Source organism: Syntrophomonas wolfei subsp. wolfei str. Goettingen G311, assembly GCF_000014725.1.
GTDB lineage: Bacteria > Bacillota > Syntrophomonadia > Syntrophomonadales > Syntrophomonadaceae > Syntrophomonas > Syntrophomonas wolfei.
The window spans coordinates 258905-283808 of sequence record NC_008346.1 but is presented as its reverse complement, the minus strand read 5'-3'; the positions used below and the strand labels follow the sequence as shown (position 1 = coordinate 283808).

General features: G+C 46.3%; 34 protein-coding genes. 7 read left to right on the top strand and 27 right to left on the bottom strand.

Translation table 11 applies throughout. The annotated features are described in order from the left end of the window. Positions 1 to 36: 36 nt before the first annotated feature. The 25 genes from SWOL_RS01275 to SWOL_RS01160 all read right to left on the bottom strand — a co-directional run bounded on the left by SWOL_RS01275 (position 37) and on the right by SWOL_RS01160 (position 20221). A complete protein-coding gene (locus SWOL_RS01275; RefSeq protein ID WP_011639704.1) occupies positions 37 to 972 on the bottom strand; it encodes a transketolase family protein in 936 nt (311 codons plus the stop codon). 44 nt (positions 973 to 1016) lie between these two features. After that, the gene (locus tag SWOL_RS01270; protein ID WP_011639703.1) at positions 1017 to 1844 is read right to left on the bottom strand and encodes a transketolase; all 828 of its coding nucleotides are present in this window, start codon (positions 1842 to 1844) and stop codon (positions 1017 to 1019) included. A 310-nt stretch (positions 1845 to 2154) separates the two neighbouring features. Continuing rightward, positions 2155 to 3262, bottom strand: a protein-coding gene (prfB, locus tag SWOL_RS01265; protein WP_423218530.1) for a peptide chain release factor 2 whose coding sequence is annotated in 2 segments (ribosomal slippage) — positions 2155 to 3192 and positions 3194 to 3262 — 1107 coding nt in all. Because the reading frame shifts where the segments join, the coding sequence is not laid out codon by codon here. A 27-nt stretch (positions 3263 to 3289) separates the two neighbouring features. After that, on the bottom strand, positions 3290 to 4135 hold the full coding sequence (locus SWOL_RS01260; protein WP_011639701.1) for an OmpA/MotB family protein: 846 nt from the start codon (positions 4133 to 4135) through the stop codon (positions 3290 to 3292). Between the two features lie 5 nt (positions 4136 to 4140). Then, complete coding sequence (locus SWOL_RS01255) at positions 4141 to 4932, bottom strand: flagellar motor protein (protein WP_011639700.1); 792 nt, start codon at positions 4930 to 4932, stop codon at positions 4141 to 4143. Beyond that, positions 4932 to 7424 (bottom strand): preprotein translocase subunit SecA, encoded by a 2493-nt coding sequence (gene secA, locus SWOL_RS01250; protein WP_011639699.1) that lies wholly within the window; start codon positions 7422 to 7424, stop codon positions 4932 to 4934. Before secA ends, SWOL_RS01255 begins: the two co-directional genes overlap by 1 nt. Positions 7425 to 7514: 90 nt before the next feature. After that, positions 7515 to 8060, bottom strand: coding sequence for a ribosome hibernation-promoting factor, HPF/YfiA family (gene hpf / locus SWOL_RS01245; RefSeq protein WP_011639698.1), 546 nt, complete (start codon positions 8058 to 8060; stop codon positions 7515 to 7517). Between the two features lie 196 nt (positions 8061 to 8256). Continuing rightward, the gene (locus tag SWOL_RS01240) at positions 8257 to 8547 is read right to left on the bottom strand and encodes a zinc-ribbon domain containing protein (RefSeq protein ID WP_011639697.1); all 291 of its coding nucleotides are present in this window, start codon (positions 8545 to 8547) and stop codon (positions 8257 to 8259) included. Positions 8548 to 8912: 365 nt separating this feature from the next. Then, complete coding sequence (locus tag SWOL_RS01235) at positions 8913 to 9383, bottom strand: hypothetical protein (protein ID WP_011639696.1); 471 nt, start codon at positions 9381 to 9383, stop codon at positions 8913 to 8915. A gap of 36 nt (positions 9384 to 9419) precedes the next feature. Next, entirely contained in the window at positions 9420 to 9950 is a 531-nt protein-coding gene (locus SWOL_RS01230) for a flagellar protein FliT (RefSeq protein WP_207635311.1), read from the bottom strand. Then, positions 9937 to 10323: a flagellar protein FlaG gene (locus tag SWOL_RS13415; RefSeq protein WP_011639694.1), complete on the bottom strand. Its 387-nt coding sequence runs from the start codon at positions 10321 to 10323 to the stop codon at positions 9937 to 9939. The genes SWOL_RS01230 and SWOL_RS13415 overlap by 14 nt, the downstream gene beginning before the upstream one ends. A 344-nt stretch (positions 10324 to 10667) precedes the next feature. Then, complete coding sequence (gene fliS / locus SWOL_RS01220; RefSeq protein ID WP_011639693.1) at positions 10668 to 11174, bottom strand: flagellar export chaperone FliS; 507 nt, start codon at positions 11172 to 11174, stop codon at positions 10668 to 10670. A 166-nt stretch (positions 11175 to 11340) separates the two neighbouring features. After that, the gene (locus SWOL_RS01215; RefSeq protein ID WP_011639692.1) at positions 11341 to 11709 is read right to left on the bottom strand and encodes a DUF8042 domain-containing protein; all 369 of its coding nucleotides are present in this window, start codon (positions 11707 to 11709) and stop codon (positions 11341 to 11343) included. A 117-nt stretch (positions 11710 to 11826) separates the two neighbouring features. After that, entirely contained in the window at positions 11827 to 12033 is a 207-nt protein-coding gene (locus SWOL_RS01210; protein WP_011639691.1) for a YjfB family protein, read from the bottom strand. A gap of 75 nt (positions 12034 to 12108) precedes the next feature. Further along, positions 12109 to 12261 (bottom strand): DegT/DnrJ/EryC1/StrS family aminotransferase, encoded by a 153-nt coding sequence (locus SWOL_RS14170; RefSeq protein ID WP_278078278.1) that lies wholly within the window; start codon positions 12259 to 12261, stop codon positions 12109 to 12111. A gap of 75 nt (positions 12262 to 12336) precedes the next feature. Beyond that, positions 12337 to 13506, bottom strand: a complete 1170-nt coding sequence (gene pseC / locus SWOL_RS01205; protein WP_011639690.1) for a UDP-4-amino-4,6-dideoxy-N-acetyl-beta-L-altrosamine transaminase — start codon at positions 13504 to 13506, stop codon at positions 12337 to 12339. 167 nt (positions 13507 to 13673) lie between these two features. Further along, a complete protein-coding gene (locus SWOL_RS01200) occupies positions 13674 to 14606 on the bottom strand; it encodes a dTDP-glucose 4,6-dehydratase (protein WP_011639689.1) in 933 nt (310 codons plus the stop codon). Between the two features lie 22 nt (positions 14607 to 14628). Then, a complete protein-coding gene (locus SWOL_RS01195; protein WP_011639688.1) occupies positions 14629 to 15642 on the bottom strand; it encodes a UDP-N-acetylglucosamine 4,6-dehydratase family protein in 1014 nt (337 codons plus the stop codon). 264 nt (positions 15643 to 15906) lie between these two features. Continuing rightward, positions 15907 to 16344, bottom strand: a complete 438-nt coding sequence (locus SWOL_RS01190; RefSeq protein WP_011639687.1) for a type II toxin-antitoxin system VapC family toxin — start codon at positions 16342 to 16344, stop codon at positions 15907 to 15909. After that, positions 16335 to 16571 (bottom strand): AbrB/MazE/SpoVT family DNA-binding domain-containing protein, encoded by a 237-nt coding sequence (locus SWOL_RS01185; protein WP_011639686.1) that lies wholly within the window; start codon positions 16569 to 16571, stop codon positions 16335 to 16337. The genes SWOL_RS01190 and SWOL_RS01185 overlap by 10 nt, the downstream gene beginning before the upstream one ends. Before the next feature lie 136 nt (positions 16572 to 16707). Further along, positions 16708 to 17106, bottom strand: coding sequence for a hypothetical protein (locus SWOL_RS01180; RefSeq protein ID WP_011639685.1), 399 nt, complete (start codon positions 17104 to 17106; stop codon positions 16708 to 16710). Beyond that, positions 17096 to 17950, bottom strand: coding sequence for a ParA family protein (locus SWOL_RS01175; protein WP_011639684.1), 855 nt, complete (start codon positions 17948 to 17950; stop codon positions 17096 to 17098). Before SWOL_RS01175 ends, SWOL_RS01180 begins: the two co-directional genes overlap by 11 nt. Positions 17951 to 18084: 134 nt before the next feature. Then, positions 18085 to 19341 carry a DUF2920 family protein gene (locus SWOL_RS01170; RefSeq protein WP_011639683.1) on the bottom strand — a complete coding sequence of 419 codons (1257 nt, stop codon included), beginning with the start codon at positions 19339 to 19341 and terminating at the stop codon, positions 18085 to 18087. A 126-nt stretch (positions 19342 to 19467) separates the two neighbouring features. Continuing rightward, positions 19468 to 19806, bottom strand: a complete 339-nt coding sequence (locus SWOL_RS01165) for a nucleotidyltransferase family protein (protein ID WP_011639682.1) — start codon at positions 19804 to 19806, stop codon at positions 19468 to 19470. Next, positions 19799 to 20221: a nucleotidyltransferase substrate binding protein gene (locus SWOL_RS01160; protein WP_011639681.1), complete on the bottom strand. Its 423-nt coding sequence runs from the start codon at positions 20219 to 20221 to the stop codon at positions 19799 to 19801. The genes SWOL_RS01165 and SWOL_RS01160 overlap by 8 nt, the downstream gene beginning before the upstream one ends. A gap of 140 nt (positions 20222 to 20361) precedes the next feature. On the opposite strand from SWOL_RS01160, the gene SWOL_RS01155 reads away from it, so the two are divergent. From SWOL_RS01155 to SWOL_RS01125, 7 genes are all read left to right on the top strand, one after another. Beyond that, positions 20362 to 20619 carry a type II toxin-antitoxin system HicA family toxin gene (locus SWOL_RS01155; protein WP_011639680.1) on the top strand — a complete coding sequence of 86 codons (258 nt, stop codon included), beginning with the start codon at positions 20362 to 20364 and terminating at the stop codon, positions 20617 to 20619. Continuing rightward, positions 20616 to 20834: a type II toxin-antitoxin system HicB family antitoxin gene (locus tag SWOL_RS01150; protein WP_011639679.1), complete on the top strand. Its 219-nt coding sequence runs from the start codon at positions 20616 to 20618 to the stop codon at positions 20832 to 20834. The genes SWOL_RS01155 and SWOL_RS01150 overlap by 4 nt, the downstream gene beginning before the upstream one ends. Before the next feature lie 75 nt (positions 20835 to 20909). Continuing rightward, on the top strand, positions 20910 to 21335 hold the full coding sequence (gene mntA, locus SWOL_RS01145; RefSeq protein WP_011639678.1) for a type VII toxin-antitoxin system MntA family adenylyltransferase antitoxin: 426 nt from the start codon (positions 20910 to 20912) through the stop codon (positions 21333 to 21335). Next, positions 21322 to 21747: a type VII toxin-antitoxin system HepT family RNase toxin gene (gene hepT, locus SWOL_RS01140; protein WP_011639677.1), complete on the top strand. Its 426-nt coding sequence runs from the start codon at positions 21322 to 21324 to the stop codon at positions 21745 to 21747. Before mntA ends, hepT begins: the two co-directional genes overlap by 14 nt. Before the next feature lie 244 nt (positions 21748 to 21991). Then, positions 21992 to 22192 (top strand): hypothetical protein, encoded by a 201-nt coding sequence (locus tag SWOL_RS14165; protein WP_041427661.1) that lies wholly within the window; start codon positions 21992 to 21994, stop codon positions 22190 to 22192. 158 nt (positions 22193 to 22350) lie between these two features. Next, positions 22351 to 22662: a hypothetical protein gene (locus SWOL_RS01130; protein WP_011639675.1), complete on the top strand. Its 312-nt coding sequence runs from the start codon at positions 22351 to 22353 to the stop codon at positions 22660 to 22662. Between the two features lie 119 nt (positions 22663 to 22781). Beyond that, on the top strand, positions 22782 to 23033 hold the full coding sequence (locus tag SWOL_RS01125; protein WP_011639674.1) for a hypothetical protein: 252 nt from the start codon (positions 22782 to 22784) through the stop codon (positions 23031 to 23033). Positions 23034 to 23197: 164 nt separating this feature from the next. Here SWOL_RS01125 and pseG read toward each other — a convergent pair whose 3' ends face one another. Next, positions 23198 to 24193, bottom strand: a complete 996-nt coding sequence (gene pseG, locus SWOL_RS01120) for a UDP-2,4-diacetamido-2,4,6-trideoxy-beta-L-altropyranose hydrolase (protein WP_011639673.1) — start codon at positions 24191 to 24193, stop codon at positions 23198 to 23200. Between the two features lie 21 nt (positions 24194 to 24214). After that, complete coding sequence (locus SWOL_RS01115) at positions 24215 to 24898, bottom strand: PIG-L deacetylase family protein (RefSeq protein ID WP_011639672.1); 684 nt, start codon at positions 24896 to 24898, stop codon at positions 24215 to 24217. Between the last annotated feature and the right edge of the window lie 6 nt (positions 24899 to 24904).

Genomic DNA, 24904 nt, shown 5'->3' with positions numbered 1-24904 from the left:
TGGTTCTACAAAAAAGCCGAAAAATCCTTTTTTCTTTTATTTCTTTTTAAGTAATTTTCGGGCTTTTTCCACTATTTGTTCTATACCCAGGCCATAATACTGCAAAAGTTCCTCCGGACTGCCGGACTGGCCGAAGAGGTCATTTATCCCCAAGCAAGTTACCGGTACCGGGCAATGCTCACATACTACTTCACAAATGCTGCTGCCCAAACCCCCTATTATGCTGTGTTCTTCCAGAGTCAACAGAGCTCCGCTTTCTCTGGCCTTACGAATAATCATTTCCTTATCCAGCGGTTTAATACTTAATATATCAACAACAGAAACCTCTATCCCTTCGCCGGCCAGAATTTCTGCCGCCTGCAAAGCCTTGCTCACCATGATGCCGCAGGCCATAAGGCTGAGGTCTTTCCCCTTGCGCAGTTCCACCGCCCGCCCAATGGCAAAGTCCAGCTCAGGATCGTGAACCTGCGGAACAGCCGGTCGCCCCAGTCGCAGGTAGGCGGGGCCATCGTGCTGGTAAAGCTGGAAAAGGGCTTGGCGGGTGCTTATTCCATCCGATGGTACTATCACCGTCATATTGGGTACACTGCGCATCAAGGCGATGTCCTCCACCGATTGGTGCGAGCCCCCGTCTTCACCCACGGTAATCCCGGCATGAGTGGCGCAGATTTTTACATTTAGCTTGGCATAGGCAATGGAATTGCGTACTTGCTCGAAGGCCCGCCCAGTGGCAAAGATAGCAAAGGAACTGGCGAAAACTACCTTGCCGCAGCTAGCCAGCCCAGCGGCCATACCCATCATGTTCTGCTCCGCAATCCCGGCATTTATAAATCTTTCGGGATAGGCCCGGGCAAATTCCACCGTCTTGGTGGACTTGGACAAATCAGCATCCAAAACTACTATATTATCATATAAGGCCCCCAGCTCCAGCAGGGCCTGGCCATAAGCATCCCTCGTTGCTTGCTTTTTCAAAAATCTTTCCTCCCTAAATTCACTACAAAATGTACTATTTTGCTTTAGGCCAGTTCTGCCAAAGCTTTCTCCATTTCCTCCCGGTTAGGAGCGGTACCATGCCATTCCACGCGGTTTTCCATAAAGGAGCAGCCCTTGCCTTTGGTAGTGTGGGCAATAATGGCAGTAGGAGAACCCTTAAAAGAACGGGCGCTGTTTAAAGCCTCCATAATCTGGCGGTGGTCATGCCCATCAATCTCCAGGGTATTCCAACCAAAAGCGACAAACTTATCCGCTATGGGTTCAGGTGACATGACCTCGGCAATCTTACCATCAATTTGCAGGCCATTATTATCCACCAGGGCCAGCAGGTTGTCCAAGCGGTAATGGGCAGCGGCCATGGCGGCCTCCCACACCATACCTTCCTCCAATTCTCCATCGCCCAGTAAGGCATAAACCCGGTAATCCCTCTGGTCTATCCTGGCGGCCAGGGCCATTCCTACTGCCCAGGAGATGCCTTGCCCCAAGGAACCTGTACAGGCTTCTACTCCGGCCAATTTTCGCATATCCGGGTGTCCTTGCAGGGGACTGCCTAATTTGCGCAGAGTTTTCAGATACTCCCGGGGAAAGAATCCCTTCTCCGCCAAGGCAGCATATAGAACCGGGGCGGCATGACCTTTGCTTAGCACAAAGCGGTCCCGGTCTTCCCAGTCCGGCTTTTTGGGGTCAAGCTTCATTTCCCAGAAATACAGGCAGGCCACCAAATCGGCAGCTGACAGGGAGCCTCCGGTATGTCCGGAACCGGCTTCACCCAGCATTTTTATTATTTCCCGCCTGATAATTCCTGCCTTTTCGCTGGTAAGAACCAGCTCTTCTTCGCCAATCCTTCTCACATTTCAGTCTCCCTTATATTTGAAATTCACTTTATCCAGTCCTGATAACTAAAAAAAGATATTAATATTCATTGGCTTGTATAAATATACCGCTCGCAGTCTACGCATGGGCAACACCTGCGGCTTGTCAAGCGGCTCAAGGGGTACCGCGCTAATCTCCCGTCCATGGGAGGTAGCGCTCTCGCGACATCCTGTCGCTCGTCCCCTTTCGCCTGCTCGCCTTCGCCGGGCGTTGCATCCATGCTTCGCCAACTCTCGCTTTGTATATTTATTCAACCCTTCTGCATCAAAAGTGGTTTTCGCAGTAGAGTCATTCCTTAATTTTACTCTTCCAGTGCAGGCAGGCGAAAATCAAGTCATCCAATTCTCCGTCCAGCACCGCTTGTACATTGCCGATCTCCATATTGGTTCGGTGGTCTTTGATGAGATTGAAGGGGTTTAAGGTATAGGTTCGGATTTGACTTCCCCAGGCAATCTCTTTATAGTCTCCCTTGATACTCTGCAGCTTATCCTGGGCCTCCTTCTGCTTTAAAGCATAGAGTTTGGCTTGTAATATTTTCATGGCTGCCAGCCGGTTAGCATGCTGGGAGCGCTCGTTTTGGCATTGTACTACAATTCCGCTGGGCAGGTGGGTTATACGAACCGCCGAATCGGTTTTATTGATATGCTGCCCGCCGGCTCCGCTGGAACGATAGGTATCAACACGTAAATCTTCAACATTGATTAATACCTCGATATCCTCATTTATTTCGGGCAGTACGGAAAGGGAGGCAAATGATGTATGGCGGCGCCCGGAAGAATCAAAAGGGGATATGCGAATAAGGCGATGTACTCCTTCTTCACATTTTAACTTGCCAAAGGCATAAGGGCCTCTAACCAAAAAAGTTACACTCTTGATGCCAGCTTCATCACCATCCAGAAAATCCAAAACTTCAATACTATAGCTGCTGTTTTCCGCCCAGCGGCTATACATGCGGAATAGTATCTCTACCCAGTCCTGGGCTTCGGTTCCCCCGGCCCCAGCATGAAGAGAAACAATGGCATTGCTGTAATCATGGGGGCCAGAAAATAAAACCAACAGTTCAAATTCCCGGAATCTCTTCTGCAAAGCCAGCAGTTCCCGCACGCTTTCCTGCCAAAGTGTTTCATCATTCTCTTCTTCAGCCATTTCCAGAATGTCATTCAGGTATTGAGCTGTCCCCATCAGTTCTTTATAAAGATTAAGGTTTTCCTGGAGCTTGCTTATTTGTTTCAATATTTCCTGGGCCTCTTTGCGCTCACTCCAAAAGTTCTCTTGCAGGGTCTTCTTCTGCAAAGATTCTATCTGTTTCTCGCAGTTATCCAGGTCAAAGGGAAACCCTCATCTCAGATAAACTAATAATTATCTCCCGACAGGTATTTTTGGGATCAATCAGCAAAATCTTCCCTCCTTGTTTTCCTTTCTATTATTGATTTCCTGGCTGCATATCCTCTTGATGGGTGCTTTGAGGCGGTTCAAAATAATCATATTTCTTCTTTAATATTACTATATCTACCCGGCGGTTCATAGCCCGGCCTTCATCGCTGTCATTAGCCACCAGGGGACGGTTTTCCCCATAACCTATTATGGACAGGCGTTCCGCCGGAATACGGGCATTCTCGTTTAAAACATGCACCACATTAGAAGCCCGCAAAACGGAAAGCTCCCAGTTAGAGGGAAATTTAGCCGTGTTTATGGGCCGGTTATCAGTGTGCCCCTCCACCCTGATAAAATTGGGCAACTTGAGCAAGGCTCCTCCTATCTGCTGGATGATTTCTCGTGCTCGCGGGGTAAGCTCATCCGAGCCACTGGCAAAGAGCATGGTATCTTTAAAACTGATTACCAGTCCCCGCTCCTGCTCATAAACTATCAGGTTGTCACTCAAGCGGGTAGTGGAGGTACTCCCCCCCTTCTGAGCCTCATCAGCAGTCAGGTCTTCTGCTTTTATGAACTCGGCAATCATTCGTTTAACTTCGTCCAATTGTCCCTGATTGTCCGGGATGGTACCCGGCCCTTCAGGCAGCATCTGCCCGGACAGGCCTTCAACCATCGATGGCCCCTGGGTACTAAGGGTGGACATAGCCTGCCCGCTAAGCACCAGGCTCAAGGAATTGGCTACAGCCGCAAATTTCTGGGCGTTAATCTGGCTCATGGAATACATCAAGACAAAAAACACCATTAACAGGGTAATCAAATCTGCATAGGTGATAAGCCAGCGTTCCATACCACCTTGTTCTTCTTCCTGGACTTTCTTTCTTCTGCGACCAGCCATCTATATCACATCTCCATCCTGGCTCTCTCCTGTTCTGCCCCCTTTTCCCTGGCATCAGCCGGCAGGAAGGTCATAAGTTTTTCCCGGATTACCCGGGGATTTTCCCCAGCTTGAATGGAAAGGATTCCTTCCAAAACCAATTCCATCAGGAGGATTTCCCGGCCTGATTTTACCTTTATCTTGGTTCCAAAGGGTATCCACATCACATTGGCGGAAGCAACACCATAAAGGGTGGCTAAAAAAGCCACCGCAATAGCACCGGCCAGCTTGTCCGGCTCGGCTATATTACTCAAAACATGGATCAATCCCATAACAGTTCCGATTATACCCATAGTGGGAGCAAAACCGCCGGCCGTCATAAATATGTCAACGCCTACTTTTTGGCTTTTCTCGTGGGCTTCTATCTCCATTTCCAGCATGCTGCGGGTTAATTCGGGGTCGGTACCATCGATTACCAGCTGCAGTCCTCGGGACAGGAATTCATTATCTATTTCCCCCAGTTGGCTCTCCAGGCTGAGCAGGCCTTCACGCCTGGCCTTGTCCGCCGTTTCCACCAGTGTTTCCATCACGGTAAAATAGTCGATTTTCTTTTCGCTAAATACCACTTTAAGAAAAAAAGGCACTTTTTTTAGCTCTTCCATCGTATAGGATACTATTGTGGCGCCTATGGTGCCGCCAAAAACAATGATAAAAGCGGTATGTCCCCACAGGCTGCTCAAGTGTGCGCCTTCCAGCAGGAAACCTCCTGCCAAGCCACCCAGGCCCACTACCAATCCGATAAAAGTAGCTATATCCATTAACTAACCCCTCTCCCGCAACATTTCTTATACTTTTTCCCGCTTCCACAGGGACAGAGGTCATTGCGTCCTATCTTTTTGCCTACGCGTACCGGCTTCTTCTCTGCCTCTTCCCCCTGGTTCTCAAAGGTTTTTCTTTCCTCCGGTTGTTGAACCACCTTCACCCGGAAAATGTAGCGCACCACATCTTCCTTCATACTCTCAATCATCATTTGAAAAGCCTCAAAGGCCTCGAATTTGTACTCGATTAACGGATCCTTCTGACCATAAGCCCGCAAGGAAATTCCATTGCGGAGTTGATCCATGGCATCAATATGATCCATCCATTTTTCATCAATTATCCGCAAGAGTATAGCCTTTTCCAGCTCCCGCATTATCTCGCTGCCCATTTCTTTTTCCCGCTGTTCATAGAGGGTCTGCGTTTTCTCTGCCAGAAATGCCACAACTTCATTTTTTCGCATTCCCCGCATATCCTCCTGATTGAAATCAGGTTGGGGAATGATACTCTGTTCAATATAGGAAAGAAATCCTGGTAAATCCCACTCGTCCGAGTATTTAAATTCACCGGCAAATCTCTCCACTGCCTGCTCTATAACATCATCCACCATGCTGGCAACGGTTTCTTTCAGATCCTCGCCGAAGAGCACCTTGCGGCGTTCCCCGTACATTACTTCCCGCTGCTGGTTGATAACATCGTCATACTCCAAAACATTTTTTCTTATGCTAAAGTTGCGAGCTTCTACCTTCTTCTGGGCACTTTCGATCGCGCGGCTTATCATTTTATGCTCAATGGGCATGTCATCATCCATACCCAGGCGATCCATAAGACCTTCAACATTGGCTGAGCCAAAGAGTCGCATCAGGTCATCTTCCAGGGAAACATAGAAGCGCGATTCGCCTGGATCCCCCTGGCGGCCGGAACGCCCGCGCAGCTGGTTGTCTATACGGCGGGATTCGTGTCTTTCCGTTCCCAGAACATAAAGACCCCCCAATTCCTGTATTCCTTCCCCCAAAACTATGTCGGTTCCTCGTCCCGCCATGTTGGTGGCAATGGTTACCGTTTCCTCCTGCCCCGCCTGGGCAATGATCTGAGCCTCTTTTTCATGGTATTTGGCATTTAATACCTGATGTTTAACTCCTCTTTTTGCCAGCATTGCGCTTAAGTATTCGGACTTTTCAACAGATATAGTACCCACCAGAACGGGCTGTTTGGCTTGATGCCGGGAAATAATATCTTCTACTACCGCCCGGAACTTCCCTTCTTCCGTGCGATAAACCATATCCGCTTGATCTTCCCTTATCATGGGGTTGTGGGTAGGAATGCTAACTACATCCATACCATAGATCTTGCGGAATTCCTCTTCTTCAGTTTTGGCTGTACCCGTCATTCCTCCCAACTTATGGTACATGCGAAAATAGTTCTGGAAGGTAATAGTGGCCAGAGTTTGGGACTCCTTTTCTATCTTTACTCCCTCTTTGGCCTCAATGGCCTGGTGCAGGCCATCGCTATAGCGGCGGCCAAACATCAAGCGCCCAGTGAATTCATCCACTATTATTACCTGTTCATCTTTAATCACATAATCCCGGTCTCTCTTCATAAGGCTATGAGCCTTCAAGCCCTGGTTTACATGATGAGCAAGTTCCATATTTTCGGATAGATTCTCTATGGTAAAATACTTCTCAACCTTTTTTACCCCTTCTTCGGTCAGGGTAACTACATGGGCCTTTTCGTCCACCTTATAGTCTTCTTCGTTCCTCAAACGGGGAATAAATTTGGCAATCTGGTAATAAAGGGTGGTAGGTTTGTCCCCTTCTCCCGAAATAATCAAAGGGGTGCGGGCTTCATCAACCAGTATCGAGTCAACCTCGTCAATAATGGCATAATGCAACTCGCGCTGCACCATATTGTCCGCAGACACCACCATATTGTCACGCAGGTAATCGAAACCCATTTCGTTATTAGTACCATAAGTGACGTCACAAGCATAGGCGGCTTTTCTTTCCTCATAACTTAACCCGTGTACAATTAAGCCTACCGACAGACCGCAATATTCTAGAACCGGTCCCATCCAGTCCGCATCGCGGGCCGCCAGGTAATCATTAACGGTTACGATGTGAACCCCTTTACCCTCCAGGGCATTCAAATAGGCCGGCAAGGTGGCCACCAGGGTTTTACCTTCACCGGTTTTCATCTCGGCGATCCTTCCCTGGTGAAGAACCATTCCCCCAATCAACTGCACATCAAAGTGCCGCATGCCTAAAACCCGTTGTGAAGCTTCCCTTACCAAGGCAAAAGCCTCAGGTAATATATCGTCAAGTTCCTCGCCATTCTTTAATCTTTCCTTAAATTCACCGGTTTTTTGCGGAAATTCCTCCTCCGCCAACTCCTGGAACTCCGCTTCCAGGGAATTTATTACCTCCACCGTTCGCCTGAGTTTCTTGACTTCTCTTTCATCATCATCCAAGAGGGATTTCAATAAACTTTTAATCATCTTTTATACCTCGCAAAAAAGAAGGAACCATTATGGTTCCTAATATTTTCATTGATATTAATATTATCACTTTTTCCTTACCTGCTTCAACTAATCGAAATCCGGCTCAATTAATCCGTAATTTCCGTCTTTCCTTTTATAGACTACATTTACCTCTTCGCTCTGGGGATTGAAGAATACAAAAAAGCTGTGTCCCAAAAGATTCATTTGCATTATGGCTTCTTCTACATCCATGGGTTTTAAGGCAAACCTCTTGCTGCGAACGACCTTAAACTTCTCAATTTTTTCGCCCTTATCCAATTCTTTTTTGATTTCCTCGGCCAGAGCCTTCTTCAGGCCTGCGCCCCGGTTGCTCCGGTAAAGCCGGGTTTTATACTTTTCAATCTGTTTTTCCAGCTTTTCCTCCACCATATCAATGGAGCTGTACATATCATCGCTCATTTCCTCTCCCCGGAGGATTATTCCATTCAAGGGTATGGTAACTTCGACTTTATGATCCTCTCCCTCAATTGATAAAGCTACCTGTGCCTCCTTTACATCATCGATGTATTTTTCCAACTTGGAAAGCCTCTTGGTGGTGTAATCTTTTAGAGCATCGGTAATCTCAATGTTCCTGCCTCTGATGATAAATTTCATAGAAACACCTCTTTCCCTGTTGTTAACTATATTATACTACTTAGTAGCCTAAAAATCCTTAGCGGAAAAGAATCTTGTCGTTAAACGAAGCTGGGGATGACACGAGAGTAAGCGGGTGACAATAAAAAAGAACCTTCCCCGCACAGCCCCAGAAATGTAAAAACCGGGCTTAAAAAGCCCGGTAATAAATTCGTATTTAGTATGCTGCTTCTTTTTGTTTTTGGAAACATTCCATACAGTAGACCGGTCTGCCTTCAACTGGTCTAAAGGGAACCTCGGTCTCAGCCCCACAACCGGCACAGACTGCGGCAAACATTTCGCGCGGCCCCCGGCTATTACTACGGCTATTACGACGATTCACTCTACATTCCCGGCAACGTTTGGGCTCGTTTTCAAACCCCTTTTCACTGTAGAATTCCTGTTCACCAGCAGTGAAAACGAATTCCTGTCCACAATCCTGGCACACTAAAGTCTTGTCTTGAAACATGTAAAAAAAACCTCGCTTTTTAGAAATTTGCCCAATGTGCACTGGAAAAAGTAGCCCATTAAGCCTTACGGCTTATTATACTGTGAAAAGATTAAAATAGCAAGAAATAACACAATTATTCCTGAGCCTAGGAAAGTGAGGATTAACTCACTTTTCATCGCTGGTTTTTTGGCCTCCGAGCCATGGGGGGTTAGTAAGAAATTTTCGTTGGTGTTTGTGGCCCCCTGAGCCATGGGGGGTTAGTAAGAAAATAGTTTTTTGATGTGAAGGATGAAGTTGTCAACAACCCCGTCCCCGTGTCAACGTGAAGGATGAAGTTGTCAACAACCCCGTCCCCGTGTCAACGTCGCGCTAATTTTGCCTAACTATTCCCTGGTAAGTTTGGATTGCTTGTAGGCCTGACTGGCCTGCTGGCTACTGCCTCGCGGCTTTTTCTGCCGCTTGGATTTAATGGCCTGCTGCATGAGTTCTTGACTTTGTTGGTCCTTTTCGCTAATCATTTCTAAAAGCTGGCTTAAATTGCTTATCTGTTCTTTTAAAGCCTGATAGTGATCAGATTCCAAACTACCCTCCAACTGGCCCAGAACAAATTCTTCTATTCCCAGCTCTTTTACTATTTTCTGTTGAAGATTCTTATTTTTCCGGTTATTTTCATTTATCTCATCCAAAATTTCTTTTCTCTGCCTGAGCAAGCCGTCTATCTCACTTGCATATACCTGGCCCTGGCTTTTTTCCAGAATAGCCAATTGTTCACTGGCTAAATCCGACATACGAGAATAACACTGCTTTTGCTGCTTAAAGTTCTCAATTATTTCTCTAATAATCTCCCTGGTCATCGTAGCATTATTCCCCAATCTGCTTAATTTAGCCCGCTATTTTTTCTGGTCAAAAAACCAGCCGTCTGCATAGCTATCGACATGTAAGTAGGCATTTGAAGCTGCCTGGCTTCTTTTCAGGCTGGCTAGCTTTTTTCCTGCTTCCCGTTGCGATTTTTGCATGATTTTTCGTCCCACCTCATCATGGGCCTGAATCTCTCTAATTATTGCAATAATTTCTTGTATTACTTTATCATGTGTTTCTGCTTGCTGTTTTCCCAGAGAAAGCGGGAATTCAACCCGGCTATTTTTACTATTTACTGTATTATTCCTATTTTCCCCTTGATTTATTTCCAACAGTAGGAGGTCTATCCCCTCCATTATTTCCTGGCGTTTTTGAAACAGAGTCAGCATCTCCTGGCTAATATCTTTATCAGCATTAATGCTTCGAGCCAGCAGCAACTGCTCCTTGGATAACAGGAGCAAATCCCCATATAATCCCCGGGCTTTTTCAATTGGCGAAATCGTCTCCATACATACTCGACTCCATTTACTAATAACCATAGTTTCCCCTTTATGCCAGTTCATCTACGAAAAGACCTACTACCTGATTTATCATTTCTTTCATCTTAATGGAAAAATCCAGCAAATAATCCGGGGGAATCTCTTTTATAACCTCACCGCTTAGACTATTTACTACTTTAACCTGAAAACGCCCGCTATCCTCATAAGGTTGAAACTCGAGATGACAACTGGCAAACTTAACCGCTTCATTCAGGTTCCTGGCTATTTCCTCGATTTTTTTGGCTTCCATCTGTGCACTTAGACTTTCCCGTCCAATTCTCTCCCGGGGCTCTCCGCCTGGCTCTTTAACTACAGTTGCAGCCGAATTCACCGGCCGGTTCACCGGAGTATCAGAGGGGAAAACATTAGGGGCCATCCCTTGCCCATCTACCCGCATAAATCTCGCCTCCCTGCGCTATTTGATAATATTAACCTCCCCATACCGGGGACATAAGCATTGATAAAAAGAGAATTCCTGAGTACGGTGTCTACCCTTACTCCTTGCTTTTTTTATTTGATTCCACTCAAGAAGTTATATTTATGTAATCCTTCTGTATCAAAAGGGGTTTTTGCAGTGAAGTCTTATTGTAAATATCGAATTATCGGATAAATACTTTATTAAGTTGCTTTTTTGTCAATACGAAGCTTTTCTTATTAACCACCCATGGCCCAAGGGGCCGCAACCATTGATGAAAAGTGAGTTAGTAGGGGCTCGAATAGTAAGATGCTGCAGGAAATAAACTAACCGGTTATGTTAATCCCTTTGGCTGTAGTGGCTGGATTTATGGGCTTGACCCCCATTGCTTCACTTGGAATTCTTGGAGTTACACTAGCCACGGGTTCAACTTCAACCTTGTTATCCTGGGAAGGAGCTGTTTTCAGAGCGTTGATGGCCTCCTGCCAGGTACCCCTTAACTCCAGCAAGAATCCCTCTACCTCATCTAGTATTACAATATCTTTTTGGGCATTGGCCTGGGTAAGGCGGTGATAGAAATATTCGTAAAGGGCAAATAGCCTCCCTGATATTTCATATTCCATATTCAAAGTAGACATCAACTCAACAATAATCTCTTCCGTTCTCATTATTTGTTCGTGAGCCCGGTTTATATCCTTTTCCTTTATAGCCTTTTTGGCATTATTTATATTTTTAATAGCTGCATCATAGAGCATAAGCAGTAACTTTTCCGGAGCAACAGTTTCTACCACAGATTTCTTGTATTGATTATACGCCTGAGCATTAACACTCATCACATAAACCTCCTAGCGATATAATATCGACTATGAAGAATATCGTGTAAAGGCAGTTAAAACTTTATATCACCTGGCAATATTAGGACCAGGCAAAATAAAAAACCCGGGAATAATCCTCCCGGGTATCCTGGGTTAGGTGATAAAGAAGCTATCTCCTCAAAACTTACGACTCCCGGTAAGCCTTGAGGCTTTGCTCCAATTCTGATTGCCAGCGCGAATAAGCCGGAATCAGGGATTGCGATATCTCTGCTCGGGCCTTTTCCAAATCATTGGCTTCAAAAGCCTGGGCCAACATCTCCAGGCTCTTCTTCAGCTCAGCCGTAGCCCCCTGCAATTCATCCATATTATCCGCCTGCAAGACCGGTTGTATGGGTATTTCAATAGAGGAGAAGGCTTCCAGTACATCTTCGAAAAGATATAAGGTCTCTTTTAATTGCCCCTCGTCCATTTTTTCGTTGATATGTATCAAGCCTTCCTTAATAGTCTGGGAAAGCTCGATTATTTGTCCGGCTACCTCATACATATATTCCATTTGGCCTTCCTTTCTAATACTTGAAACCTGGCAAGTTTATGCATCAAAAGCAACTGCGGAGCAGTTCAACACATTTTTTCTTTTCCCCTAATTTACTGAAACAGGAGTTGCCATAAACTAGGCCAAAATATCCAACATAGTTCCCAGATGGGGGTTTACTGATTTCTCCAGGGCCTGGCTGCTCATTTTCATCATATCGATAATACCCTGGGCCGCTTCTTTACTCGCATCCATCTGCATTTTCATGACCCCGGTCGCCACCTCTTGTTGTAGCCTGGCGGCCTGAACTCCCATAGCCATCCCGGCTATAGCTGCAGTTTCCATATAGTAGCCCCCTTTCCATCCTTATAGGTAAATTTTACCCTTTGCTTTAAAATAATTCAAGACAATTGTTTTCCGTCATCTGACGACCGATGACCAAACATGATGTATCACGTAATCCTGTTCCTCCCGCTTCAATCCCGGGAAAATGGGCAGGCTGATTTCACGCCGGTAGAAATCCTCCGCCACCGGGAAATCACCAGGGGCGTAGCCATAGTTTTTCCGGTGCAGGCAAGGGGACGGTTCTTTTGCCTGCTGTTCTTATCTCTTGGGTCAACCCCTCCGTCTTCCGCTTTCCGCCCTCCGTTATCCGCCCTCCGTTTTCCGATGTCCGACGACCGACGAACAAACATGATGTATCACATAATCCTGTTCCTCCCGTTTCAATCCCGGAAAAATGGGCAAGCTGATTTCACGCCGGTAGAAATCCTCCGCCACCGGAAAATCACCTGGGCCATAGCCATAATTTTTACGATAGTAAGGCTGGAGGTGCACCGGAATATAATGTACCTGCACCCCGATTTTTCGCTCCCGCAGGTAGGAGAATACTTCCTGGCGGTCAATCCCGGGAGACAGGAGCAAAGGATAGAGATGATAAGCATGGCGATCGCCAGCAGCCGGGCGTGGCGGAGTATGCAGCTGCTTAATGCCAGCAAAGGCCTGATCATAATAGCAAGCTATCCGCTGCCTTTCCTCCACAAAAGTCTCCAACTTCTTCAACTGGGAAATGCCCAGGGCCGACTGGATGTCGCTTAAGCGGAAATTATAGCCCAGGCTCTGCATTTCATAGTACCAGGGACCATGGTTTTCCATCATCCGAGAGGCATCACGCACTATTCCATGGCTGCGAAACTGCCGCAAACGCTCCTGCAGCTCCGGGTTATCCGTCAGCACTATTCCCCCTTCCCCGGTAGTAATATGTTTTACCGGGTGGAAACTCAAGATACTCATATCCGCATCCTGGCCTACCGCTCGCCCCTGCCTCCGCGCCCCCAGGGCATGAGCAGCATCCTCTATAATCAGGAGATTATGCCTCCGGGCTATTTCCTTTATCACGCTTATATCCACCGGATAACCGGCATAATCCACCGGAACGATGGCCCGGCTGCGAGGAGTAATAGCCGCTTCAAGCAGCTGCGGGTCAATACAATAGCTGTTAATATCCATATCCACAAAAACCGGGCGGGCACCTGTGTAAACAGCCGCATTGGCCGTGGCCAGAAAAGTTACGGGGGAAGTAATCACTTCATCCCCTGGCCCTATCCCCGCCGCATATATGGCGGCATGCAAAGCCGAGGTGCCGCTGTTAAAAGCCACCGCATAGGACACCCCGCAGTAGGTAGCTACCTGTTTTTCGAACTCCTCTCCCCAGGGTCCCTGGGTAATCCAAGCAGAGCGTAAAACTTCAATAACCGCATCAATATCATCCTGCTCTATGTTTTGCCTGCCATAAGGAATAAAACTATCTATCTCCATGTTTTAAACTGCCTCTTTTCCCCTACTCTTTACCCAACTCCATACCTTCGACCCAAACCCTAAAACCTGACGAAGACCAGATGGCCCCTAATATCCGCCTTCCAACCCTACACCCCTTACTCCCGATGTCCGTCTTCCGTCATCCGCTTTCCAACATCCGTCTTCCGTCATCCGACAATCATCCACTCCCGGGTTCTTTGCAGCCCCTCTTCCAGACTTACCCGGGGCTGCCAATCCAGCAGCTCCCGCGCTTTATCGTAGTTGCAGAGCAGCTTGGGAATTTCGCTCTGAGGATGAATATGAGCAACATGTCTGATTCTCCCGGCATCACCGCCTATCATCCGGGCCAGCCCGTTGATGCTTACATCCCGCCCCAGCCCGGCATTAAGCAGTTGCCCATTTGCCCGGCTGTCCCTACCTGCCCGGACAACAAAATCAGCACAATCCTCCACATAGAGCAAATCCCGGGTCTGGGTGCCATCCCCGTATATATTGAGCTCTTCTCCGGCCAGTTCTCGCTGAATAAAGATGGCTACCACCCCACCCTCGCCGGAGGATTTCTGGAAAGGCCCATAGGTGTTGAAGGGTCGAACTACCACTGTGGGCAAGCCATAGGCGTAATAATAGGAAAGGGTCAGGGCCTCTCCCGCCAGCTTGCTGGCCGCGTAAGGTGAAGCCGGTTTCACCGGGTGCTCCTCAGTGATGCCGGTCTCATCCAAACTGCGTTCGTAAACCATGCAGGTAGACATGAAAAGCATCTTTATGTTCTGCCGCCGGCATTCTTCCAATACATTAAAAGTCCCGGTCACATCATTTTCATAAGTTGTGCGGGGATCATCTATGGAATCCTGTACATTAATGCTGGCCGCCAGGTGATAGACCAGGTCAAAACCACCGGCAAACACCTGCTTTAATGTATCCCGATCCTTGATATCTCCCTCTATAAACAAGAAATCAGGGTTATCCCTGAATTCATCTATATTCATTAAGCGTCCGTTGGACAGGTCATCCAGGGCCGTAATCCGCTGCCCTTCCGCCAGCAGTTTTTTAACTACCCACCGGCCAATAAAACCGGCCCCGCCGGTAACCAGAATATTCATGTCCATCCTCCCTGTAAGCAAATTATCGTTTCCCATTAAGCATAGCTTTTATTTCTTCCAAACTCATCGCCTCAGCAGCAGTTGAGCTATATGTACTACACTCGGCCAGCCGGGCACCGCTATAGCACTCCTGGTACTCCCGCCGGTCATGGTCATAAGGTATTATGACAAAAAGTTCGTCCGTTTCCAGCGCTCGCGCGCTTTCTTCCTCACTCATCAGTTCCTCGTACATCTTCTCCCCGGGCCGTAGGCCGATTATGCTCATTTCTACATCTTTACCTGAATTATCTATCACCGCTCGGGCCAGGTCGCCCACCTGCAGAACCGGCATCTTAAATACAAAGGTTTCCCCGCCCCGCGACATAGCCAGGGATTTTAATATCAAATCCACCGCCCGATCCGCGCTCATAAAGAAGCGAGTCATGAGTGGGTCGGTAAGCGTAACCGGTCCCCCCCGGGCAATCTGCTTCTCAAACAGCGGCACCACTGAACCCCGGCTGTTGATTATATTGCCAAAACGAACGGAAAGGAATTTGATTTGCCGAGGGCCCTTCCAGTGATCCGCTGAAGATATCAAGCGTTCAGAGAGCAATTTGGTGGCCCCCATAGTATTGGTGGGTGACGCCGCCTTGTCCGTACTGGTATATACCACGGCAGAAACCGCCGTTTCTATAGCACAATCAATTATATTCTGCGTCCCTATAACATTGGTCTTGACTGCTTCCGAAGGGTTGTACTCGCAGGCCGGTACATGCTTTAAAGCCGCCAGGTGAAAAACCAGGTCTATATCCTCCATCGCCCGCTTCAAGCGTTCCTTGTCCCGCACATCGCCGAGAAAAAAGCGCATCCGCTTCATGTCCAGCCTCTGGTAGGTAAAATGCTCCTGTATAGCAAACTGTTTATGTTCATCCCGGGAATAGATGCGAACCACCGCTGCTTCCAATTCCAGAAGCCTTTGCGCCAGTTTTTTCCCCACCGTCCCGGTGCCCCCGGTCACCAGCACCTTTTTGCCCCGTATCATCTCTTTTATGCCCATATTAGCTTCTCCTCATCCCGTCCAGCAGTATAGCGCAAGCAACTGCACCCTGGACCATCAAGAAACTACCTCCGATCGGCCCGGCCACATATTACCAGCTTACCGGTACAGCACAGGTAAGCAGTTGGTAAGTTATACTCCCGGTTGTACTAATAGATATATCGCAAAATTCCGTCAAATCCTTTATTGCTGAATTGAAGCATGGGGAAATGTATCAGCCTCAATATCTGATGAGATACAACCCCGGGCTTAAAATCCACCATTTTATTCATCGGGAATAAGCACATTCATTAAAGGTGGCAGCTTGCGAAATTCCCGGTCAAAAGTTACAAAACGAGTGGCTCTATTAACCAGACCGGTTGCCAATTGCAGAGCATCCGGGGTCTTTAGTCCGTATAGGCCTCGCAAAGCAGCCGCACGATCAGCGATGTTATTGTCGATGGGTATTATATTAAGGTTGGGGAAATTGGTAATAAGTGCTTTGTAGGTGTAAGCCAGGTCTTCCTGACCCATTTTCCTGGGGCGGGTCATAACTTCAGTTAAGGTAATTGGAGAAGTCAAAGCCACACATTGGCCTTTACTAACAGCTCTGAATGATCTTTCCACCCGGGGTAAGAATAGTGGATAACACTCACCTTCAATAAGATATATAAAGCAATTGCTGTCAATCATAAGTGTTTGACCCGTATAGTCTAATCCCATGAATCCCGCTCCTGCCGAATATATTCAACGGGGTCAATATCACCCCATAAACCCTGCCCGGACTCTTTTAAAGCCATAACAAAGTCCTTGGGTTTAGGAATCATATATATTACTCCCGCTTCGCTGACATTGATAATCAATTCATCGCCCTCTTTAATCCCATTGTTTTTACGTATTTCCGCTGGAATAATTAATGTGCCACGTTTCCCAACTCTTGCCACTGACATATATGCCCCACCTCCTGACAAAATTATAATTTGGTCTGAATATATCTTCAAGTATTTTGTTGTTCCTGGCTTCTACTTCCAGAACCACAAAATGCCATAAAAAATCCGACAAAAACCGTAAATTATACTTTCTCCTTTAGCCCCTAAAGACCTGACCTTTATTGCTTAAAGCTTTGACCCTTTCAATAATATAAGCCATCAGCCGCTCCTCTTTGCGCCAGCGGGTATAACTGCGGGTAGGATCCAGAGCAAAATGATTCAGGATAGCCTTTAAGGTAGCTGCATCCATAGCTTCCATGGCTTGCTGCAAACCAAGTCCACCCCGGTCATAGTAAATCTGAAAGGGGTCAAATCCCTCTGGTACGAAAACTTTACTCCTGCTTGTACGTTTTTTGGGTGCAGCCTGGCCTCCGGCCGCCGCCACATTTTGAAAGGGAACTGCCAGCTTGCGCGCCAGAGAAGGACTGTTCTCAATCTCCACCGCCAGAGCGCGGAAAAACTCCGCCATTTGTTGACCAAGCTCATTATTGGACACAGCTCAAAACCTCCTCGGTAAGGGCTTTATATATTTGATAATACTTGCTGTAGTTGTATTTTTCCCGCAGGCTATTGAAATGCAAGGTATAATCCATCACCATAGCGGCCAGATTTCCTTCTGGAATAAAGGTGTTAAATACTTGCCGGTATCCGGCCTTGGGAGCATGAATTTTTAAAAGATTTGCCTGGTTCTTGTGGATTTCCGATTGCTGGCGGTATTTGCTAATAACCAGGCCCAGCGGTTGGATAGAAATACTATTCTCCCGCTGCAAACGCCCGATGCGGTTTATAATCTGGGGAATCCCATAAGTAGAAAGGATGTCCGGTATGGTAGGAATAATATAATAATCGCTGATCATCAGGCCGTTCTGGCAAATCAGGCCCAGATCCGGCGGGCAATCAATCAAGACTATGTCATATGCGGAAAGTGCTGCCCGCAAAACATCATCCAGGAGATGCAGGGGATTAATGGGGAGCGAAGGAATAGCTTGCAGGAACTCATCATGCACCTCAATCAGGTCAATGCTGGAAGGCAGCAAATCCAAACCCTCTATGCCGCCATTAACATTGGAAACATTATGTACTATAGCCTCCTCCAGCGAAAATACCTGGTATTTGCTCAGGTGATCCAAAAAAATATTAAGTAGCGTCTGCCCCCGTATATTGCGTTTTCTCCATTCTAGTTCATTAATCAAAGCCACGGTGGCATTGGTCTGGGGATCGAGGTCCACCACCAGCACCTTAAGGCCATACTCCGCCGCCATAAACTCCGCCATAGCCACGGTCAGGGTAGTCTTTCCTACCCCTCCTTTCAGATTAATCATACTTATTACCGTTGCCATTATCATTCACCTGCAAGGCTTGAAACAGAGGGGAATGGCCGGCAGAACCTCCATACAGCAATTACATATTAACCTCTTACCCCTTGCCTCTTACCCCTTGCCCCTCACTTTATTATTGACATTGCATATAAAGGCTAAATCCCCGGCTTGTCCCGCAGAGTCACTTGTAACCCATAGGAATCAGCAAAAGAAAACTCGTAGTGCTTCTCGCCACAGTCAAAGACATAGCGGCTATTCAAAGTGAAATCCGTATCCCGCTTCTCGGGAATGCTCTCATCCTGCTCCACCTGGCTTAAGCATTGGAGCAAATCCCGGTCACTGGCCTTGTTTAAATCCAGCAGCGGAAATAGCTCCTTCGCGCCGTTCTCCTTACCGTTCTCCTCTTTAACCACGCTGTCGTCCAAAACCTCCCGCTCCCCTCCCGACCCCGGCACTCGCTGGTAATAAACCGGAGCATAATCTCTCAGCCTCTCCACCAGAAGGTCTTTATCCGCCACCGGGACGATATCATCATCTTCCGCATGCAATATATAGTAACGAGTAGGAGAAACCATCCGCGGCCCTTCCGCCAGCAAACTCCGGATGCGGCGGTGGCTGTCGGAAAAATAGGCCAAGGACAGCTCGTCCTCTATCGTCCAGGGGTTCTTGGAACCAGCAGCTATAGTAAATCTCAAATCAGAAAAGCGTATAGCAAAACTGTATATATAATCCTCTTCCATGACTTCCCCGCAGGCAATATGTTTCAACTCTGAACGGCAGTAAGCCCCCCGCTCCATAATCACGGAAAAGGTATGGGGAGCAAACTTTCCCAGCAAAAGAGCTATGTATCCCCCGTAGCCGCTGCCATAAGCCATAATCCGGCCCGGGTTAAGCGGATAGGTTTTCAAGACTTCACCCACTACCTGCAAGCAGTCAATGGCCGGCAAAAACCCCCAGGACTGGTATTCCCCCCTCCCCGTTTCCAGGGTAGGCTGGCAGCGAACATCCACACTGGTAATCCCCCGCCCGATAACCGCTTCCGCAATCACCCGGTAGATATCATCCTCACCTTGCACCAGTTTGAAGCTCTCCAGGCTCAGGTTCAAGCCGTAAATACGGTTGAAATTATATAAAAACTCCGGGGTGATATTCAAAACCTCATTACGGGCAATACCGAAATAATTTACCCCTACCGCCACACAGTTAAAAGTATCGGCGACAAAGGGGCGCAATTCATCGCTTTGATATTGGGAATTTGCCCGCCCGCCCAGGCCATCGATCAGCAGGAATATACCGGTATCCTCATTGATTCCTGCCTCCGGAAAAGTCAGGAAGGCTTCCAGGGGCCTTCTTTCCCTGCCCAGTTCAATATCCGGATGGGCTTCTAGTGTCAGATTTACTGTCTCCCTCAAAAAACACACCCTCTTTAACTATTTTTAGCCAGCATAGTGGATAATGTTACCCAAATTCGCTAAGCATTTTCAAAACACCCTTGAGTAATATTTCCCTTATATTGCGTTTCGCTAAGCTGCTTAGTTTCAAGACAGGACAGCTACCAGCAAAGAATCGGTAGGAGATTTCTTAGCCTTCAATACTTCATACTTTTGTTTTATAAGCTGACGAAATTCAGGTGAAATAGCATGCCAATCCAGCACATCGACCCGAAATGGCAGGTCAGATTCCTGAAATGCTTCAATTAATTCTCCAAACTCGCTTATACTCATTTTATCCTCGCTGATAACAACTAGATCCAAATCCGAATAGCTCTTAAAATTTCCCTTAACCCGTGAACCAAAGGCCCAGACCTGACTATCGGGAACATACCTATCCAGAATACGAAGTATAATTTGCATTTGGGATTCGCTTACATTAATCATTGCGGCTCTCCAAACTATCGAGAAGCTTTTTAGCATAATCAAGGAATTTTGTGGCTATTTCATACACTTCCTCTGCGGTCTTATCATCATATATATGTGATGATATATTTCTAGCCCGATGAAATTCCATCCATATATCAATATCCGAAATCAACTTATTCTCCAGGCCTCTTCGAAATAGTTCCTTACGGGTTACCCCATCAACAATTTCCGCACCAACATTATATTCAATCCAACGCTTCATAGATTTCCAACAGAGTTCATAGCTGAATTCAAAATTTTGAATTACACCGGCTTTCATCAAATCTATTTCATCAGTACTCACATCTTCCTGCACAATTTTGTCAGCAGTAATCAGCAAAGCCTTTTCCAGCGATCTTATAGCATTTCTCAAACTGCTTAACTCAAGTTTCATGTCCCATCCCTTCCTTTTATAAAATAATGATATACGATTGTGCTGCAGGCATCAAGAAAACACTACTTGGCAGGTAATATTTTCCTTATTATTACGTGTCATCTTGTAGAAATTAAGTTATAATTCTATAAGGGGCATGTATGAATCCAAAAAAACTAATAAAGAAAATTCTTAACAACAACCGCAATATTCGTTTCTCTGATATGCTAAAATTAGTCGCAGCCTATGGATTTGAACTAAAACGTATAAATGGAAGTCACCACATTTTTGTTCATCCTGACATAAACGAAATTATTAACCTGCAGGAAGTTGATGGCAAGGTAAAACCATATCAGATCAATCAGTTCTTAACCCTGATTGAAAAATATAACCTGCAAATGGGGGTCGAAGAAGATTGAAAGACTATCACATCAATATTTTTTATAGTGAAAAAGACGGCGGTTATATTGCTGATATCCCTGATTTAAAAGGATGCTCCGCCTTTGGGGTTAGCCCGGAAGAAGCTGCCAAAGAAATACAACTGGCCAAAAAAGCATGGATAGCAGCCGCCCGTGAAGCTGATATCCCCATTCCCCGCCCCCGGTATAAACCAATTATTTATCAGAATCAGTAATCTATTTATTAGTCGTGTTTCCATGTGCTATCGTTTTTAGTCCTTTACATTGGAAGCAGGAAGAAGGTATAAAAAATGCTCACTAAAATCGATACCGACAAACTGCAGCAGGTAGTAGAAAAATATCATCTGAAGCTATTAGTATATTACGGCAGCTATGCCCGGCAGGAAGACTATGACCATTCCCGCAGTGACATAGATATTGCCTTTATTTCGGAACAGCAGCTGGGTAGCCAGCAATTATTTGATTTGATGAGTGATTTAATCATGCTGCATCGCAAAAGTAACATAGACCTGGTTAACCTGCAAACCGCTTCCGGTCTTTTAAAAGAAGCAGTTGCCAATGATGGCAGAGTTCTATATGAGAAAGAAGAAGGATACTTTCAACAATTGTGCCCTTATCTATATAAATGCTATTATGAAACCCGCAAGTTCCGCCAGATAAAGCATGCTCTATTCGAAAAGAAATTAGCGGAGGAATTAAAAAATGTCCGACCATGACAGAATCTGCGCCAAATTAGAGAAACTGCAGACTTACTATACCGAGCTAAAATCTCTCTCATCTATTTCCCTGGATGAGTATATCAGCAACTCCATTTATCGGCGGGCTGTAGAAAGAACCATGCAGCTAATAGTCGAATGCGCTACCGATATTAACAATATGCTCCTGAAGATGCAGAGCGGCAAAGGGGCTACTGATTACTTTAACTCCTTTATCGATATCGCCGAGCAGGATATCATACCTATTGAATTTGCTTTAAAAATTGCGCCTTCTACCGGGCTCAGAAATATACTGGTACACGAATATGAGAAAATCAATGATGAAGTCGTTTATAGCTCTATAAACACCTGCTTACAATACTACCTGGAGTATATGGATTTAATTAACCAGTACCTGAAATGCACCAAGTAACGGTTGACACCGTATCCAAATTTATCAATTGAACATCCCGGTCTAACTCGGCTGCCAATTCTTGGGTAATAAAGAATGCTCCCTTTTCATTACATACCCTATCGCTCAAAAAGCAATATCCACACACTACAGGGAAATAGCCGGAGAAGACCTGCATAAAATACTGCTGGCAAATGTAGAACTCTTCCGCTACTTAAATAGCAGGTATATAAAAGATGAAAAGCTAAATGAGGAGGTATTTAATATGGCTAAAACCTTATATGACCCGCTTGTCGAAAAAAAAGGAGAAAAAAATGGAGTGAAAAAAGGAGAAAAAAGAAGTAAGCTGGAGGTAGCCCGAAATGCCTTGGTTGAAGGAATAGAGCCGCATATAATTGTGAAGATAACTGGCCTGCCCATGGAGACCATCCAAGAGCTCCAGGCAAAGCAGGAAAATAAGTCTTAAAACACGATACCCCAACCCCGCTATGCGAGGGCAACTATGGGGTCTGCGGATAATTGACAATCTTGTGCAGGTAATATATGACAAGCCTCTCAAGTAAGAAATGATAGTATTGCTGTTTTCTGATTAATACTATCTAGAACAGGAAAATAAGTATAATTATGAAAATTTATTTGGATGTTTGCTGTTTGAACAGGCCGTTTGATGATCAAACACAGAACAAGATACGGATTGAGAGCGATGCTATACTCGCAATTTTATCAAAATGTATATCAGGAGAATGGAAGTTAATATCGAGTGAGGTACTCGATATTGAAATTAAAAACACTCCAGACAAATGGAGAAGAAATAAGGTCTATCAGCTTTATAAACCGGCTAAAGAAAAAATAATGTTGAATGATAAAATTATTAATCGAGCAATCGAAATCCAAAGCTTCGGAATAAAATCGTTTGACAGCTTACATATAGCCTGAGTATTCAAAAGCAGATGTTTTTCTAACTACCGATAAAAACCTGCTGAATGTAGCGGGACGGTTAAAACTTAATATCAAAACGGCAAATCCAGTAAGTTGGTTCATGGAGGTAGATGAAAATGAGTAGTACGATAAGGGATTTAGGTACGATTCGCAGGATGGGTATTGAGGCTCTGACCGAAAAACTAGGTCCTGTGGGTATGGTTGAATTTTTAAGGCAATTTGATTCCGGTTATGGTGACTATACTGAAGAACGCCACGAATGGCTTGACAGCATGGATATTAAGACAATTATTAAACAGGCCGAGATGCAAGATAACTGGCCTGCCCATGGAGACCATCCAAGAGCTCCAGGCAAAGCAGGAAAATAAGTCTTAAAACACGATACCCCAACCCCGCTATGCGAGGGCAACTATGGGGTCTGCGGATAATCGATAATCTTGCGCAGGTAATACATGACGAAATTCTCAAGGTAAAGAAATGATAGTATTGCTGTTTTCTAATTAATACTATCTCAGGGAATGTGCGGAAGACGCTAAGCTAACTGCAGCAGAACCCCCGCCACCCGCCGCGCTCCCCGCCCATCAATGAGCTCCTGCCCACGAACAGCCATCTTTTCCCTTAATCTCTGATTGTTTATCAGTCTATCTAGAGCAAAATACAAGCTAGCCGGGTCCAATTCATGGTACCAGCCCAGATTAAACGCCATTCCCTGCCGCTCTGCTTCCTGGGCCAGCCGCAGCTGGTTATCGGCTGCAACTACCAGCAAAGCCGGTACACCACAGGCCGCCAGCTCATAAGTAGTGCTCCCGGCGGCACTGATAGATATATCACAAAAATCCATCAACATTTTTATATCCGGATTATAGTGCAAGGTCACATTGGTACACTCTCTTACCACCGCTTCAACTTCTGCCGCATTACGAAATACCGGCCCTATCACCACATGCCAATGCAAATCTTCAAAATGCTTATAACTTTTAAGAACAGGCAAAATTCCCGGAGTAACATTCTCCATATCCGCCGCCCCGAAGGTAATTAACACATGCTCCACATCTGGATGGGGCAAACGTAGAGGAACCCCGGCGAACTCCTCCCGCATTAATAAGTACTTTGAACCCAATAAAAACCTGGCCCTCCCCCGATAAGGAAGCCCCGGAGCATAAAGGTTACCGTTAACTACAAAATCCGTATTAAACGGCTGCAGATTGAGATCGTCCACATACACAGTGAACAGAGCCAATTGCCCCGCCCGGTCCAACCTCTCCTGATTATATTCATAGGAATCTATGATAAACATCCCCGCCTGCATCTCCATCAGCATCTCTTCTACCCGCAGGTCCTCTTCGTCCCCGGTCCGGCGTTCCAATTGCATTACCCGGTATCCCTCAATATTCTCCGGATTTCTACTCAAAAAAATAACTTCAGCCCCCAGTTTGTCAAACTCCCGGGCCAAAGCCTTCATTCTCATCAAATGGCCAAAACCTATTTCACTGTTGCCGTCTACCCGAATGGCGATAATTTCACTCATGCAAATCATTACTCCTGGTACTTACGATAATTTGCGCCCCAGCATAAACCCCTCTGCCGCTTCCACCCCCACCATAGAACCCCGCCAGCGGGCCAGGTGTTCAACTGCCGTTAACGAGCGCGGGTGGGGCCAGGGCCGCATCTCGCTCTCATAGGCCTTCAGGGCCTGGAACTTCTTATCTAAACAATCGCTTATATCCACAAAATAATTGGGCAAAAAAGCAGGAGCAGAACCTGGTATCTGCCACTCAGTACTGGAAGGAACTTCGAAGAAAAGCAGGGTTTTAACGCACTGTCCCGGCAACGGGCGGCAGGCAGTAACTACGGCCTGGTGGACAATACGGTGATCAATGTTTACATCCCCGGCATGATGGGTATAGACCATATCCGGTTTATATTTATCAATAGCCGTTTCCACTACTTTCACAACATCCAGCAAATCCACCGCATCCATACGATTATCGGGAAAATCATGCAACTCTACCGACTGCACTTCCAGAATCCGCCCCGCCTCCTGAGCCGCCTGCGCCAGTTGCGAAAGCTCCCCGGCCCGGCTCTCCCGTTCCCGCCGCAAATCCCGGCTGGTCACTCCCTCCGCCAGGATTACCACATGAACTTCATCACCGTTCTCTACGTGTTTTGCAATTGTCCCCCCACAGCCCAGGACTTCATCATCGGGGTGGGCGGCTATAATAAGTACATTCATATCATA